Source organism: Klebsiella sp. HN106 (genome assembly GCF_051209435.1).
Classification (GTDB): domain Bacteria; phylum Pseudomonadota; class Gammaproteobacteria; order Enterobacterales; family Enterobacteriaceae; genus Klebsiella; species Klebsiella oxytoca.
In genome coordinates, this window is record NZ_JBLURD010000202.1 from 1 (window position 1) to 309 (window position 309).

The following is a 309-nucleotide window of genomic DNA, read 5'->3' on the forward strand; positions in this document are numbered from 1 at the left end:
TAATATGATTGTTTTGCAGATTTTTCTGATTTTAAGTAACAGCTACAAGAAAAAAACTTTCTAGAGCCATTTCAGCCCAAATGTAGAGAAATAAAATTTCAGCTGATAGGCCATTTAAAGGGGTTAGTCTTGGGCTTATCAGCAAGTTCAAAATCCCTTTGCAATGTGTTAAAATGTAAAACAAGTGAGAAAGAAAAGTTTCATGACATTGCATTGATTATTTCAAGAGAAATTTATGTTTTTGTAAGAAGTGGGTTTTTCAGGGGTTCGCGGAGAAAAAAAAGTACGCTTGCCAAGGGCACATTTTCA

Annotated in this window: 1 protein-coding gene; it reads left to right on the plus strand. The window is 33.7% G+C overall.

What is annotated here, in order from left to right; translation table 11 throughout:
* Nucleotides 1–129 precede the first annotated feature (129 nt).
* On the plus strand, nucleotides 130–309 hold a 180-nt coding region (locus ACSIPU_RS30920; protein ID WP_435322521.1), incomplete at its 3' end, for a hypothetical protein.